Below are 417 nucleotides of genomic sequence, written 5' to 3'. Positions count from 1 at the left end.
GCTTAATGGACGGGTCGCGTAGTTTCTCCAGCTCGCTGTCGGGGTACTGCCAAGTGTGCAGCCCGTCCGCATCGATGGTGTTCGCCTGGATGTAGGTGACGTCCAGGTCGTAGTCTTTCAGGGTGGGGATGTTCAGATACGGCGTGAAAATGGGGGTCATGAGCGCGATGCGGTCGCCCGGGTTCACGAGGAAGTTGCACTTCAGGCTGTAGAACAGGTAGCACATGGCCGCCGTGCCGCCCTCAGTGGCGAACAGGTCGTAGGGGGTCGCGGGCGCGTGGCCGTCGTCCAGGGCCTTCACCAGGTAACGGTTGACGATCTCTTGGGTGTCGCGCAGGATGCGGTCGGGCATGGGGTACTCGTCCCCGGCGATGCCGCCGGTCCACTCGTGGACGAGCTCGTCGCCGGCCAGGCCCT

Annotated in this window: 1 protein-coding gene; it reads right to left on the bottom strand. The window is 64.3% G+C overall.

The features are described from left to right. On the bottom strand, nt 1–417 hold a 417-nt coding region (locus NE591_RS12750; RefSeq protein WP_256156799.1), incomplete at both ends, for a hypothetical protein.

It is taken from the genome of Adlercreutzia sp. DFI.6.23, assembly GCF_024462535.1.
Taxonomy (GTDB): Bacteria; Actinomycetota; Coriobacteriia; order Coriobacteriales; family Eggerthellaceae; genus Adlercreutzia; species Adlercreutzia rubneri.
The sequence above is the reverse complement of the archived record's forward strand: the minus strand, read 5'-3'. Positions and strand labels throughout refer to the sequence as shown.